15 protein-coding genes are annotated in these 13,959 nt (G+C 43.0%); 13 read left to right on the forward strand and 2 right to left on the reverse strand.

The genetic code is table 11. From position 1 onward, the window contains the following. Positions 1-12: 12 nt before the first annotated feature. Positions 13-960 carry a ketopantoate reductase family protein gene (locus DFP75_RS03440; protein WP_110572239.1) on the reverse strand — a complete coding sequence of 316 codons (948 nt, stop codon included), beginning with the start codon at positions 958-960 and terminating at the stop codon, positions 13-15. A gap of 83 nt (positions 961-1,043) precedes the next feature. On the opposite strand from DFP75_RS03440, the gene DFP75_RS03445 reads away from it, so the two are divergent. After that, positions 1,044-1,529, forward strand: a complete 486-nt coding sequence (locus tag DFP75_RS03445; protein ID WP_110572241.1) for a YajQ family cyclic di-GMP-binding protein — start codon at positions 1,044-1,046, stop codon at positions 1,527-1,529. Positions 1,530-1,576: 47 nt separating this feature from the next. Here DFP75_RS03445 and DFP75_RS03450 read toward each other — a convergent pair whose 3' ends face one another. After that, entirely contained in the window at positions 1,577-1,888 is a 312-nt protein-coding gene (locus DFP75_RS03450; protein ID WP_245926950.1) for an MGMT family protein, read from the reverse strand. 60 nt (positions 1,889-1,948) lie between these two features. On the opposite strand from DFP75_RS03450, the gene DFP75_RS03455 reads away from it, so the two are divergent. The 12 genes from DFP75_RS03455 (at position 1,949) to DFP75_RS03510 (ending at position 13,945) form a co-directional block, all read left to right on the forward strand. Then, positions 1,949-2,419 (forward strand): FxsA family protein, encoded by a 471-nt coding sequence (locus DFP75_RS03455; protein ID WP_110572245.1) that lies wholly within the window; start codon positions 1,949-1,951, stop codon positions 2,417-2,419. A 126-nt stretch (positions 2,420-2,545) separates the two neighbouring features. Beyond that, the gene (locus tag DFP75_RS03460) at positions 2,546-2,836 is read left to right on the forward strand and encodes a co-chaperone GroES (RefSeq protein WP_024022707.1); all 291 of its coding nucleotides are present in this window, start codon (positions 2,546-2,548) and stop codon (positions 2,834-2,836) included. Positions 2,837-2,898: 62 nt separating this feature from the next. Beyond that, positions 2,899-4,545 (forward strand): chaperonin GroEL, encoded by a 1,647-nt coding sequence (gene groL, locus DFP75_RS03465; protein WP_110572247.1) that lies wholly within the window; start codon positions 2,899-2,901, stop codon positions 4,543-4,545. Positions 4,546-4,657: 112 nt separating this feature from the next. Next, entirely contained in the window at positions 4,658-5,380 is a 723-nt protein-coding gene (locus DFP75_RS03470; protein ID WP_110572249.1) for an EAL domain-containing protein, read from the forward strand. Between the two features lie 146 nt (positions 5,381-5,526). Beyond that, positions 5,527-7,782, forward strand: a complete 2,256-nt coding sequence (locus DFP75_RS03475; RefSeq protein WP_110572251.1) for a motility hub landmark protein FimV — start codon at positions 5,527-5,529, stop codon at positions 7,780-7,782. After that, positions 7,775-8,599, forward strand: a complete 825-nt coding sequence (gene truA / locus DFP75_RS03480; RefSeq protein WP_110572253.1) for a tRNA pseudouridine(38-40) synthase TruA — start codon at positions 7,775-7,777, stop codon at positions 8,597-8,599. The genes DFP75_RS03475 and truA overlap by 8 nt, the downstream gene beginning before the upstream one ends. Further along, positions 8,583-9,200, forward strand: coding sequence for a phosphoribosylanthranilate isomerase (locus tag DFP75_RS03485; protein ID WP_110572255.1), 618 nt, complete (start codon positions 8,583-8,585; stop codon positions 9,198-9,200). Before truA ends, DFP75_RS03485 begins: the two co-directional genes overlap by 17 nt. After that, on the forward strand, positions 9,193-10,404 hold the full coding sequence (trpB, locus tag DFP75_RS03490; protein ID WP_110572257.1) for a tryptophan synthase subunit beta: 1,212 nt from the start codon (positions 9,193-9,195) through the stop codon (positions 10,402-10,404). The genes DFP75_RS03485 and trpB overlap by 8 nt, the downstream gene beginning before the upstream one ends. Beyond that, positions 10,401-11,207: a tryptophan synthase subunit alpha gene (gene trpA / locus DFP75_RS03495; protein WP_110572259.1), complete on the forward strand. Its 807-nt coding sequence runs from the start codon at positions 10,401-10,403 to the stop codon at positions 11,205-11,207. The genes trpB and trpA overlap by 4 nt, the downstream gene beginning before the upstream one ends. Positions 11,208-11,238: 31 nt before the next feature. Beyond that, positions 11,239-12,102, forward strand: coding sequence for an acetyl-CoA carboxylase, carboxyltransferase subunit beta (gene accD, locus DFP75_RS03500; RefSeq protein ID WP_110572261.1), 864 nt, complete (start codon positions 11,239-11,241; stop codon positions 12,100-12,102). 4 nt (positions 12,103-12,106) lie between these two features. Then, positions 12,107-13,363, forward strand: a complete 1,257-nt coding sequence (folC, locus tag DFP75_RS03505; protein WP_110572263.1) for a bifunctional tetrahydrofolate synthase/dihydrofolate synthase — start codon at positions 12,107-12,109, stop codon at positions 13,361-13,363. Between the two features lie 3 nt (positions 13,364-13,366). Continuing rightward, positions 13,367-13,945: an SPOR domain-containing protein gene (locus DFP75_RS03510; protein WP_245926952.1), complete on the forward strand. Its 579-nt coding sequence runs from the start codon at positions 13,367-13,369 to the stop codon at positions 13,943-13,945. Positions 13,946-13,959: the final 14 nt, after the last annotated feature.

Below are 13,959 nucleotides of genomic sequence, written 5' to 3' on the forward strand. Positions count from 1 at the left end.
GTAAAAAAGCTGCTAAGAGAGACTTAGCAGCTTTTTTCTCACCTCTTCACGCTGTTCTGCGTGGGCAACGCCATCAAAAAGCAGTCGCTGTACGGGCAACTCTATTGGACTGTTATCAAGTAAAAAGCCAGAAATAAAGTTGTTTTCAGTTTGTCGCTGTAGTCGGATGTCTTCATGCATGGAGGACCGATTTAAGCGGGTGAGTTGGGCGATGGTGTTTACTCTGTTCTTTAGGTTATCTCGGGTGAGGTGTTGGCTTTCTTGTAAGTAGCTAAACTTAGGATGGGTAAAAACGCTGGACAATTCTGAGAGAGTGGCGTCGATCAGTGGCTTGTATTCATCATTCAATATATCGCCGTTATGGATGTTGAAAATAGCGGTAATAGGATTAATAACTGCGTTAACGGCGAGTTTTTCAATCATTCGTTGGTGGATGTTAGTTACCGTCATTCCTTCCAGTGGAAAGTCTTTGGCTGGTGTCGTTGGACGCCATTGGCCGAAGTAGGTGTCACCCAGTCCCGTGTGCTTAATGTGGTTTGCTTCTATTTTGAGTACGCCTTCGCTGGTGGTGCCAGCCCAAAGGGTTTGTGTTTCTAGTAGTTTGTTTTGAAGTTCTTCTTGTGCCCCTATGCCATTACAAAGGCAAGCAATATCGGCATCGTTTGTAATGTGTGCTTCTACTTGGGTGAAAGCATTTTTGAGGTCAAAAGACTTAGTGCAGATTAGCACTTTATCGTATTGGTCGGTTAGCTCTTCAGCAGTAAAGCTTTTGATTTTATGTTTGGTTGTGCAAACCTGCTGTTGACCTTCTTCGTCAGTAAGCGATTCCAAGGTGATTTTCTTCCCGGGGCTCTCTGATCGATACACTAGATGGACTTTATTGCCGAGTTTTTCTAGCTTACAAGCCCAAAAAAGGCCGATAGCGCCAGCGCCGATGACTAACCAAGGCGTGTTCTTCATAATAGGTTTCCATTAGGTGTTTTATTTCAATCCCTGTTATTATCGCTCCAAATTACCTTATTGAAAATGCAAAGGAGCAGAAAATGCCATCATTTGACGTAGTATCTGAGTTGGATTGGCACGAAGTCAGCAACGCAGTCGATCAGGCTAACAGAGAAATTACAACGCGTTATGACTTTAAAGGCGTGAAAGCGCACTACGAAATTAAAGACAAGAAAAACGTTGTCATGGAAGCAGAGGCTGAGCCTCAACTTCGCCAGATGTCCGATATTCTAAATCAAAAATTGGTTGGCCGTGGCATTGATTTGAAAAGTTTGGAAAAAGAAGATGTTGTAAAAGGCAATATGCGAGCATCTCAAGCCGTGAAAATGAAAGAAGGGCTTGAAACAGATGAAGCAAAACGGATCGTGAAAATGATCAAAGACAGCAAGATAAAAGTTCAGGCTCAGATTCAAGGCGACCAATTACGCGTCACGGGCAAAAAACGAGATGATTTACAGCAAGTAATGGCGTTATTGCGTGGTGCGGATTTAGCACAGCCGGTTCAATTTACCAATTTTAGAGATTAAGCCTACTCTACAAGGAGCGTTACTAAATATTGAGTGACGCTCCTCACTCACTTGCCTTCATTTAGGGTTAGTTTGTTGCCAACGATAACCCAGCCTTCCTTTTCTAATTTTTCCTTTTGCCTCAAATAGCCATCTGTATTTTCTGCAAAGCTAATTCGACGTTGAGCATTTACAACGCGGTGCCAAGGCAGCTTAGTGTCTTTGGGAAGTTTTTTCATTAATTGTCCTACTTGTCGCCCATAACCAGGAAAGCCTGCTTGCTTAGCCAATTCACCATAGGATATGCAGCTTCCGAAGGGTACTTCACTTAAAATAAGAAGTACTTGCGATTTAAAGTGCTTCATTGCTTGATTAATCAAAGGAGCGCCCATAGATAGATACTAGAAAACGAATTTGAGTATGACATAAAGAAGGTGAATATGAGATTTGCGCTATTACTTTTTATTTTAGTGCCCATTGTGGAAATGACCGTGCTTATTCAGGTCGGTGGAAAAATTGGCGCATTGGCTACAGTAGGTTTGGTGTTCCTTACAGCAATTATAGGTGTCACTTTAATTCGTAAGCAAGGTTTAGAGACATCATTAAAAGCGCAGGAAAAAATGCGTCGTGGCGAACTTCCTGCCACAGAAGTGGCAGAAGGTGTTATGTTGGTTTTCGCTGGCCTGTGCTTGTTGATTCCTGGTTTTGTAACCGATGCGATTGGTGCCTTGTTATTAGTGCCGCCATTAAGAAAGTTATTCGCAGCAGGTTTGATTGTTAAGTTTGTTAGCTCTTTGATGGCTCGCGGCACACAGTGGCGTGATGGTCAACGATATGGCCCAAAAGATGATGGGGATATCATTGAAGGAGAATATGCTAATGAAGATAACGACTTAATAGATAAAAAATAATTTTTTGTTTGGGTTGAAATACGAATTACTAGCCGTATATAAAACTTCGATAGAGATTCTTGCTTCAAAGCAAGAGCAGTCCTGCCAGGGGAGTCCTGGTATTGTTTTAATTGGAGAAAATGATTGATGAATATTCGTCCTTTGCACGATCGTGTCGTTGTTCGCCGTAAAGAAGAAGAGACAACAACCGCATCTGGTATCGTTCTGCCTGGATCTGCGACAGAAAAGCCTACACAAGGCGAGGTTTTGGCTGTTGGCACTGGCCGTATTCAATCTAATGGTGACGTGCAAGCGTTGGCTGTTAGCGTTGGTGACACTGTGTTGTTTGGTCAATACTCAGGTCAAACAGTGAAAATCAATGGTGAAGAGCTACTTATCATGAAAGAAGATGAAATTTACGGTGTTGTTGAAGCCTAATTTATCTTTGTAGTTCATATTCGATTTGTAACACTTAAAACAAGTTAAAAGGTAGTAAGAAAATGTCAGCTAAAGAAGTTAAATTTGGAGACAGTGCACGTCAGCAAATGCTGAAAGGTGTTAACGTTCTTGCAGATGCAGTTAAAGTAACCTTGGGGCCAAAAGGTCGTAACGTTGTTATCGAGAAATCTTTCGGTGCGCCACTTGTTACAAAAGATGGTGTAACAGTGGCAAAAGAAATTGAGCTTGATAACAAGTTTGAGAACATGGGCGCACAAATGGTGAAAGAAGTTGCTTCTCAAGCCAATGATGTTGCTGGTGACGGTACTACAACTGCGACTGTTCTTGCTCAAGCAATTGTTTCTGAAGGTTTGAAGGCGGTTGCTGCTGGTCGTAACCCAATGGATCTTAAACGTGGTATCGATCAAGCTGCGGCAGCTGTTGTAAAAGAAATTGCTGCACAAGCTACACCTTGCACAGATACTCGCGCAATCGAGCAGGTTGGTACTATTTCTGCTAACTCTGATTCTTCTGTTGGTAAAATCATTGCAGAAGCAATGGAGCGTGTTGGTAAAGAAGGCGTTATCACAGTAGAAGAGGGCTCTGGTTTTGAAGATGAGCTAGCTGTGGTTGAGGGTATGCAATTTGATCGTGGCTACCTATCTCCATACTTCATCAACAACCAAGAAACAATGAGTGCGGAACTTGAAAACCCATTCATTCTTCTTGTTGATAAGAAAATCTCTAACATCCGTGACTTGCTACCAGTATTGGAAGGCGTTGCAAAAGCATCTCGTCCATTATTGATCATTGCGGAAGACGTTGAAGGCGAAGCCCTAGCGACTTTGGTTGTGAACACTATGCGCGGTATCGTAAAAGTTGCTGCTGCTAAAGCGCCTGGTTTTGGTGATCGTCGTAAAGCGATGCTAGAAGATATTGCTATTCTAACTGGCGCTACCGTTATTTCTGAAGAAGTGGGTATGACGCTAGAAGGTGCTACTCTTGAGCAACTAGGTACAGCTAAGCGCGTTACTCTAACGAAAGAAAGCACAACTATTGTTGATGGTGCAGGTCAAGCGGCTAACATCACAAGTCGTGTAGAGCAAATTCGTGCAGAAATGGCAAACTCTTCTTCTGACTACGACAAAGAAAAACTTCAAGAGCGCGTTGCTAAATTGGCTGGCGGTGTTGCAGTTATCAAAATTGGCGCTGCAACTGAAGTGGCAATGAAAGAGAAGAAAGCACGTGTAGACGATGCGCTTCATGCAACTCGTGCAGCTGTTGAAGAAGGCGTTGTTGCTGGTGGTGGTGTTGCACTGGTACGTGCTCTTACTAAGATTGTTGACCTTAAAGGCGATAACGAAGATCAAAGTGTTGGTATCACACTAGCTCTTCGTGCAATGGAAGCGCCAATGCGTCAGATCGTTACTAACGCTGGTGCAGAAGCTTCTGTCGTTGTTGATAAAGTGAAAAAAGGTGAAGGTAACTTCGGTTACAATGCCGCAACTGGCGAATACGGTGACATGTTGGAAATGGGTATCCTAGATCCAGCTAAAGTGACTCGTTCTGCACTTCAAGCAGCGGCCTCTGTTGCTGGTCTTATGATCACTACTGAAGCAATGATTGCTGATTTGCCAAAAGATGACGCTGGTAGCATGCCTGATATGGGTGGCATGGGCGGAATGGGTGGCATGGGCGGAATGATGTAATTCCTCTCTAACTCATTGAGATAAAAGAAAACCTCGCTATTTGGCGAGGTTTTTTTTTATAATAAGTCTTTATATTAGTGAGTGTCATTCTCATTTATTTAAGGCTGTTAAAATGGATTTTTTATCACAAAAAATGCTGTTAGAGTTGGTTGAGTCTAAGCGGTTTGGTGTTGAGTATCAGCCGATTGTGGAACTGAAAACGAGAGATGTATTTGCTTATGAAGCCCTGTCTAGGTTTCGCTCTGTAGCGGGTGAATTTATTCGGCCTGATCATGTTTATGCTGCATTGCATGATAATCCGCTGCTGCTGTTTCAGGTTGAGTTGGCTCAAAAAAAGATTCAGCTAGATCGCCTCTGCAATTCAGAGAAAATTTTTGTTAATTTAGATCAGGATGCGTTTTATGCCTGCGGGCAGGATGCAGAAAATAACGCTTTTGTTGAACTTATTCAGTTGTCTGGTCGTGATCGGGTAGTGGTCGAGTTGATAGAAAACTCTGAAATAAGCGATGCATTAATGAGTTTGTCTATGATTGAATTGTTTAATGGGCTGGGTGTTCGTACTGCGTTAGATGATTTGTGTAATCCAAAATCCATGTTGTCTGTTGCTGTCTTGCAGTTAGTTGAGTGGATAAAGTTGGATAAATGTGTGCTAGATAATAGATTAGATGCTAATTTTATGGTGTTTGTGTCTAAGATAATTGATTTTGCTCATGCTACTGGTAAGCAGGTTATTCTTGAGGGCGTAGAGAGAGAAGAAGATTTAGCCTTTGCTCAACAGATCGGTGCAGACTTTGTTCAAGGTTTTTATTTTAGAGATCAATTTTTAAGTTATTAGCTGTAAAAAACTATTGCTTTTGTATTTTTCTTCTTTCACTGGTGTTAAGTGCAAACCATTGATTCTAAAGCTATTGATAAATAGTCACCTGTGTAAGATACTTGGTTAGATATTTATGTCCACTTTTTGTAAATAAAGGGAAGCTTATGCTCAGAAAAACCCTCGTTAGTATTGCTGTATCAGGCGCGCTATATGTGTCCAGCAGTTACGCATTGGAACTGGGTGAGTTAACCTCTCAATCAAATTTGGGCGAACCTTATCGCGGGAGAATAGAGCTTTCCGATGTAGGTGCTTTAACCGACAATGATATTTTGATTCGTCTTGGCAGTGAAAGTGAATTTCGCCAAGCGGGTTTTGCCCCAACGAGTGTATTATCTCAGCTTAAGTTTGATGTGATTCGCGAAAATGGGCAACTAGCCGTTTCTGTTTCTTCAGACCAAGCTTTGAAAGTGGATGAGTTGCATTTCGTGTTGGCGGCACGTTGGCCAAGCGGACAGCTGGTACGAGAATATCAAACGCCACTAAATCAGTCAGCATTGGTGAATAAGTCGCAAAATGACGTGGTTCAATCGACCGTAGTGTCTTCCCAACAAACTGGTTCTTCCTCTTCCGTGTTTCGTCAAGCAACACTCGCTGCTCAGAAAATGTCTTCTAAAGGTCAGCTAAATGTGGCTAAGGGGAATACTCTGTGGTCGATTGCTGGGCAAAATCGACCAACCAATCAGCTAACTATTTATCAGACAATGATGGCGATACAAGCCCTCAACAAAGATGCGTTTTATTCTAATAACATTAACCTTCTAAAAGAAGGCGCTATTTTACGCTTGCCAACACAAGAGCAGATCGCTCTTTTCAATAAGTCTATTTCAGAAGAAGAGTTTCAGCGTCAGCACAATGCTTGGATGGCATTAAAAGGCTCCCAATCTGGTGCTTCTGTGAATCAAGCTCAATTAAATACACAAGCGAAAGCAAAAGCCGCGGCTGATAAAGCTGGAGCGGCTGGTGATAAGTTAACGTTAGCATCCGGCCAAAGTTTATTGCCAGAGAATGCGGCTAGCTCAAATACAGGTCAAAGCTCTAGTGCGGCAATGAGTGCTTTGCAGAATGAGTTGTCAGCCTCAAAAGAGATGCTCGACAAAGAGCAAAGAGAGAAAGCGGAACTTTCTAGTCAGCTTGGTGATTTGAATAAGCAGCTGGAAACGTTGGAAAAGCTTATTAGTTTGAAAGACAAGCAAATGGCCGAACTGCAGCAGCAGTTTGCTAGTGCTCAGCAAGCGCTACAAGAGCAAAAGAATACAGTTGATCAATTGTTAGAAGCCGATCAGATACGTAGAGAGAAAGAGCAAGCGGAAGCGGATTCCTTTGTAAATAAAGTATTTGGCAATCCTATTGTTGTATCTATCGGTGCGGTGGTTCTATTGCTGATTGGTCTCTTGATCGGTTTGGTTATGCGTCGTTCTGGAAAAAAACAGGAGGAACAAGACCTATCAAAAAAGGATGAGTTTGATCTTTCCCCTGCGGCAGCAGTTGCACCCGTCGCAGCAGTAGCAGCAGCGGAACAGGTTTTAGCGGATGAACCTGAATCTGAACCTGTTGAAGAGACGAAAGAAGAAGACCCTTTCGCCTTCGATTTTGATAGTCCAGACGACGATGAAGAAGATGATTTGGCGGACTTCGGTTCGTTCGGTGAAGATGTTGCTTCGACAGAACCATCATTTGATGCGTTTGAGGATGAAGCTGATTCAGCTGAAGATGAGTTTGAAAGTGCGCTTCAAGATGATACTGAAGAAAGTCTTGATGACATGTTTGATTCCTTTGGTGGCGATGATGCTGTAACTGACACTTTTCCAGAATTAGAAGATACCGATGACTTGGATGAGTTAGAAGCATTTGTTGAAGAAGATGATATTCCAACCGTAACCCCAGAAGCGTTGGATACGGATGCTGAAATTGATGAAATAGATACTGAAGTTGATGAAGTTGATGAAGTTGATAGTGAAGAAGAATCCTTTGTATCAAGTTTATTAAATGATGTTGATGAAGAAGAGCAAGAAGATGTCGATGAATCTGCTGTCTTTAGTGAATCTCCAAGCGATACATTAGCTAACTCCATTGAAGAGTCGTTAGCAGAAGCTCAACAAGAAGAAGAAATGGAAGTTCCTTCGTTTGGTGAGGCTGAAGCCGCACAAGACGAAGAAGTAAGCGATGAGGAAGAAGAGTTTGACTTCTTTGATGCTAGTGGGGATGAAGCCGCCACTAAATTAGATTTAGCAAGAGCCTATATGGATATGGGTGATGAAGAGGGCGCGCGGGTGATCCTTGAAGACGTTATTGATTCTGGCAATGAAAAACAAATTGCGGAAGCGCAGAATATGATGGAGCGAATGTTCCCAAGTGACTAAAAAAGTAGTATTGGTTATTGAGTATAACGGCTCTGAATACAAGGGCTGGCAAGCACAAAAATTTGGTGTTCCAAGTGTTCAGGAGAATTTAGAAAAAGCGTTAAGTGTTGTTGCTAATCACCCTGTGCAAGTGGTTTGCGCAGGGCGAACAGATTCTGGTGTTCATGCAAGTGCGCAAGTTGTTCACTTCGAAACAGATGCTGAGCGAAATGAGCGGGCATGGACGTTAGGTGTTAATACCTATTTGCCCTCAGATATTACGGTTGTCGCAGCGAGCTATGTATCTGACGACTTCCATGCTCGCTTTAGTGCATTAAGTCGTCGTTATCGTTATGTGATTTATTCTTCTCCTTTTTGCCCTGCAATTTTGGCAAAAGGCGTGACTTGGACGTACAAAACACTTGATGTTGATGCGATGAGAGAAGCCGCTAAAGTGTTCCTTGGTACTCATGATTTCTCTTCCTTTCGTGCTATTGGCTGCCAAGCCAATACGCCTATCCGCACCATTCTTAATTTTGACGTACAAAAGCTTGGCCAGTATATTGTTTTAGATGTTAGAGCTAATGCGTTTTTGCATCATATGATTCGAAATTTTGCTGGTGTCTTAATGTCTATAGGCGCGGGGGAAAAGCCCGTGTCTTGGGCAAAACAGATTTTGGATGCGAAAGACCGTACTAAAGGTGGTATTACGGCACCACCAACAGGTTTGTATTTTGTCGATGCTCAATATCCAGATGTTTTCAACGTACCTAAACTGCATTTAGGTCCTCATTTTTTACCCTATGTAGACGAGCCTAACTATGAATTGCCGAGTTAAAATCTGTGGGATAACCAACCTTGAAGATGCAATGATGGCTTGTAATCATGGGGCGGATGCTCTTGGTTTTGTTTTTTATGAAAAAAGCCCAAGGTATGTGTCCCCAGAAATGGCAAATTCTATTGTTAAACAATTGCCTCCTTTTGTTACGCCCGTTGCTTTATTTGTTGATGCTGACTCATCGCTTATTGAGTCAGTGGTTGGAGCGAATTCACGTTGGATGATTCAATTTCATGGTAATGAATCTGAGTCTGAGTGCCGTCGCTATGATCGTCCTTATATGAAAGCGTTGCGAGTTCAGCAGGGCGATAATATTGTCGCTCTAGTTGATCAATACCCAAGCGCCACAGCAATGCTGCTAGATGCTTATAAAGCAGGTGTGCCAGGAGGTACTGGCGAAGTATTTGATTGGTCTCTAATTCCGGCCGATTTGTCGAAGCCCATTGTGCTTGCCGGTGGTTTAACCCCAGAGAATATTAAACAAGCGATAAATCAGGTTGCTCCTTATGCTGTTGATGTAAGTGGTGGCGTTGAATTGTCAAAAGGCATCAAGAGTGAGCCGAGAGTTCAAGAGTTTATTCGTGGAGCAAAGAGTGAATAGCAACGATATTAATCTAGATTTACCAGATTCCCATGGCCGTTTTGGTTCCTATGGCGGCATTTTTGTTTCTGAAACATTGATGTCAGCTTTGGACGATTTGGCCAAAATGTATGAACGCCTCTCTAAAGACAGTGAATTTCAAGCGGCGTTTGACTATGACTTGGCCCATTATGTTGGTCGTCCATCACCGCTTTATTTTGCTGAGCGCCTTACTAAGAAAGCAGGTGGGGCTAAGATTTACTTAAAGCGTGAAGATTTGAATCACACTGGCGCTCATAAGATAAATAATACGATAGGCCAAGCTTTGCTGGCGAAGCACATGGGCAAGCCAAATATTATTGCGGAAACTGGGGCGGGGCAGCACGGTGTTGCTTCAGCGACAGTGGCGGCTCGTTTGGGTTTAAAATGTAAGGTGTTTATGGGGGCGGAAGATATTCGTCGTCAATCACTGAATGTTTACCGTATGAAGTTGCTTGGTGCCGAGGTTATCTCTGTCGATTCGGGTACGAAAACGCTGAAAGACGCGCTGAATGAAGCGATGCGCTATTGGGTTGGCAATGTGGACGATACTTTTTACATCATTGGTACGGCTGCAGGTCCTCATCCATACCCAAAATTGGTTCGCGATTTTCAGGCTGTTATTGGTCGTGAGACCAAAGCACAATGCTTGGATCATGAAGGTCGATTGCCTGATGCTGTTGTGGCCTGTGTTGGTGGTGGTTCAAACGCCATTGGTATGTTTCATCCATTCATAAAAGATGAAAATGTTGCTATGTACGGTGTTGAGGCTGGCGGTGATGGTATTGAAACGGGTCGTCACGCTGCCCCTCTAAGTGCTGGTCGTCCTGGTGTGTTGCATGGTAACCGTACTTATGTGATGGCGGATGATGACGGCCAGATTATTGGTACCCATTCCATTTCTGCGGGTTTGGATTATCCGGGTGTGGGTCCTGAGCATGCTTGGTTGAAAGACATTGGTCGAGCTAATTATGTCGCAATTAATGATGATGAGGCGATGCAAGGCTTCAGGGATTTAACCCGTCTAGAGGGTATTATGCCTGCGCTTGAGTCAAGTCATGCTGTTGCATATGGTATGAAACTCGCTGCGACGATGGAGAAAGATAAGATTGTCGTTATCAATCTTTCTGGTCGTGGTGATAAAGATATTCTTACTGTAGCTGAGCTGGATGGGATTGATGTATGAGCCGCATTAAACAATGTTTTGAAAATTTAGAAAAATCTGGTAAAAAGGCGCTCATTCCGTATATTACCGCTGGCGATCCTTCGCCTGAGTATTCTGTCGCTTTAATGGATGCTTTGGTAGACGGCGGCGCTGATGTGATTGAAATAGGTATGCCTTTTTCTGATCCTATGGCTGACGGTCCAGTTATTCAGTTAGCTTGTGAGAGAAGTTTGGCGGCGGGTACAAGTGTTAAAAAAGTATTGCAAATTATTGCCGACTTTAGAAAGAAGAATACTCACACTCCGGTTGTTTTGATGGGCTATTTGAACCCAATTGAGTTCTTTGGGTATCAAGCTTTTTCAAATGCTGCAAAAGAAGCGGGTGTTGATGGCGTTTTATTAGTAGATCTGACTCCAGAAGAGGCGACAGATGTAGTAGAATGCTTCCGAGAGAATGAGATTGATCTTATTTATCTGCTGTCACCGACTACGACACCAGAGCGCGCTAAGAAAATTTGTGATTTAGCGACCGGTTATGTTTATTACGTTTCTGTTAAAGGTGTGACAGGCTCTGCTGAGTTAGATGTAGACAGTGTAAAAAAGCATGTTGATTCATTACGTGCTATTACGACTTTGCCGATTGGTGTTGGCTTCGGTATTCGTGATGCGAAAACAGCAGCGTTAGTCAGTCAATGTGCTGATGGGGTCATTGTAGGTAGTGTGTTGGTTAACGCCATTGCCGAAAATAAAGATCATCAAAAAGAATATATAGCTGGCGCTTTAAAAGATATTTTATTACCAATGCGTAATGAAATGGACGCTTAAGCGGCAGCCAACGAGAGATATGGAGAATTAAATGAGTAGCTGGTTAGATAAATTTGTCCCTTCCATTGTGCGCAGCGAATCAAAGCGCAGCACAGGTTCTGTGCCTGAAGGTCTTTGGAAGAAGTGTCCAAAATGTGAAAACGTTTTATATCGTCCCGAGCTAGAAAAGAATTTAGATGTTTGTCCTAAGTGCGAGCATCATCTTCGTGTAAGTGCACGTCGTCGTTTGGATATCTTTTTGGACAAAGAAGGTCGTCATGAAATCGGCGCACATCTTGAGCCTGAAGATAAATTGAAGTTTAAAGATTCAAAACGCTATAAAGACCGTATCGCGGATGCACAAAAAGCAACTGGTGAGAAAGATGCTTTGGTTGCTATGCAGGGTGTCTTGAACGGTATGCCTGTTGTTGCTGTAGCATTTGAATTTAGCTTCTTGGGCGGCTCTATGGGGGCCATTGTAGGTGAACGATTTATCCAAGCGGTAAATGTTTGTTTAGAAAAACGTATTCCTCTTATTTGCTTCTCGGCAAGTGGCGGCGCACGTATGCAAGAAGCTTTGATTTCTTTGATGCAGATGGCTAAAACAAGTGCTGGCCTTGAGCGTTTGAAGCAAGAAGGTATTCCATACATCTCTGTGATGACAGACCCTGTATTCGGTGGTGTATCTGCTTCTTTGGCTATGCTAGGTGATTTAAACGTTGCTGAGCCAAATGCATTGATCGGTTTTGCTGGTCCTCGTGTAATTGAGCAAACGGTACGTGAAAAACTACCAGAAGGCTTCCAGCGTAGTGAGTTCCTGCTTGATAAAGGCGCTCTTGATATGATTATTAAGCGTGATGAAATGCGCGATCGCTTGTTCAATATCTTATCTCTGCTTACCAATAAGGTTGCTTAATTAGATGACGCACACGTCATTAGCGAGTTGGCTTTCATACATTGAAAGCCAACATCCCTCTGAGATAGAGCTAGGTCTAGAACGAGGGAATGCTGTATTAGCTCGATTAAATTTATCTAGACCTAAGGTCAATGTAATTACCGTGGCTGGCACTAATGGCAAAGGCTCGACTTGTGCCATGCTGACACAGTATTTATGTAGTCAAAATTATTCTGTTGGTACTTATACCTCTCCTCATTTCCTTCGATTCAATGAGCGTGTTGCTCTTAATAACTCTCCTTGTGATGACGATATTTTGTGTCGCGCATTTGAAGCTGTAGAAGCGGCACGTGACGGCATAACGCTTACCTATTTTGAATTTAGTACTCTGGCAGCTTTGTGGATTTTTGATCAAAGCGAATTGGATTATTGGGTTCTAGAAGTTGGTTTGGGTGGGCGATTGGATTCTGTCAATATGATCGATGCTGACGTTGCTGTTGTGACTTCTATCGCGTTGGATCACGTCGATTGGCTTGGTGATAATTTGGATGTTATTGCTCGAGAGAAAACAGGTATCGCCCGAAAAGACAAATTATTGGTCAGTGGTGTGGTGAATCCTCCTGAGACCATTGCTAGCACCGCGTTAGAAATTGGCGCTAGGCTACATCAAAAGGGCGTGGATTTTACCTTTGACAGTAATGAGCATGAATGGTCATGGGTCGGAGCTGGTATTCAGTATGCGCATTTACCGATTCCTACATTGCCTTTGCAGAATGCTGCTACTGTTCTCGCTGTCTTAGTGTATATGGGATTTGCCCCATCTCAGGAAGATCTTGAGACACTATTTAGTACAGCAGAGCTAACTGGGCGTTTTCAGAAAGTAGCTTCTTCACCTGACGTTTATATTGATGTCGCACATAATCCGGAAGCGGCTTTGGAGCTGGCGCAGCGCATAAAACATTTGCCTGCCAAGCCGATTGCAGTTTGCGGTATGTTAAAAGATAAAGATATTAACAGTGTGATGACTTACCTTGCGGACAGTTTTTCAGGTTGGTTTTGTAGTGACTTGCCTGGTCCAAGGGGAGCAAAAGCCAATGAGCTTATTGAGTGCATTGTACAGCAGTCCGAGAGTAAAACTTTTAGCGTTAATGCTTTCACCTCGGTACAAGATGCCTATATGGCAGCGTTAAATCAGGCAAAGCAAAAAGATTGCCCCGTTGTTGTCTTTGGCTCCTTTGTAACCGTCTCAGAATATTTGGCGATCGGTCAATTGGAAAAGTGATTTATGATAGATAGAACCATTACGTACAGGCTGATTGGTGCAGGGATTATGGTGTTGTCCGCTTCTATTATATTGCCATTAATCCTAGATGGAGAACGTCCTGAAGAATTGGATATGCAGGTTCAGGTGACATCGCCACCTGCATTTTCTCCTATTGAAATTGCACCGGCTCAACCTGTTGACAGCCTACCCGTTACATCCATGCAAGATTCTGCAAGCGATTCTGACGAAATTGAATTAATACCTGTGCCAAAACCAGCAAAGGATGTTTCTCAGGTCAGCTCAATAGAGCCTGAAGAGCCAGCATCGTCTGCGAAAGCGCCTGTCGAGAAACGTACTCCTACAGTGGTTGCTGATCGTTGGACATTGCAAATTGCTACGTTCAAGAGCAAAGACAATGCAACGCGCTTAGTAGAAAAGCTCAAGGCTGCTAAGTACGATGCCTACAGTCTGACAACCAATTCGCTTTATAAAGTGTATGTTGGTCCAGAGCTTAAGCGTGAAGTCTCCGATAAACTGCGAGATGAAATTAAAAAAGAGTTTAGTTTGAGCGGGATTGTTGTGAAATATTCGGTGAATTAAGCTGATAATGTATT

The sequence above is a fragment of the Marinomonas alcarazii genome, assembly GCF_003208215.1.
GTDB classification, from domain to species: domain Bacteria; phylum Pseudomonadota; class Gammaproteobacteria; order Pseudomonadales; family Marinomonadaceae; genus Marinomonas; species Marinomonas alcarazii.